Annotated in this window: 1 protein-coding gene and 1 pseudogene; both read right to left on the bottom strand. The window is 70.5% G+C overall.

Going from position 1 to position 413, the window contains the following annotated elements; genetic code table 11:
• Nucleotides 1-103: pseudogene (locus RM779_RS33430) on the bottom strand (AIM24 family protein); the annotation flags it as partial.
• Nucleotides 104-114: 11 nt separating this feature from the next.
• On the bottom strand, nucleotides 115-413 hold a 299-nt coding region (locus RM779_RS33425; RefSeq protein WP_311621555.1), incomplete at its 5' end, for an AIM24 family protein.

Genomic DNA, 413 nt, shown 5'->3' with positions numbered 1-413 from the left:
GGTCCTGCCCGGTGGCCATGGCGACCTTGAGCATGGCCGAACCGTGGTTCTCCATGCGTGCCGTGACGGGGGTCGGGGCGTAGCCCGAGAGGTGCTGGTTCATGACGGGCTCCCTCAGACCTCGTAGGGCTGGACGACGATGAAGTTGCCGGGGGCTCCCCGGAACTGGAGGTTCACGGTCTCACCGCTGTGCCCCGGGTCGGCGTTGCGGCGCAGCCGGACCTGGCTGGAGACGATCACCTGGGAGGCGGCCGACCAGGCCACCACCGCGTTGCAGTCGGCGAACGTGGTGGGTGTGACCGGCAGGACGACCGGCGTGCCGTGGGTCTTGATGACCACGGTGCCGGTGCCCTGGACCTGCATGGTGAACAGGGCGCCGCCGGGGATGCCGTGCCCGTCCACCCGGCGGACCT

Origin of the sequence: Streptomyces johnsoniae (genome assembly GCF_031845565.1) — a bacterium.
Classification (GTDB): Bacteria; Actinomycetota; Actinomycetes; order Streptomycetales; family Streptomycetaceae; genus Streptomyces; species Streptomyces johnsoniae.
This window is presented reverse-complemented; position numbering and strand designations above follow the sequence as displayed.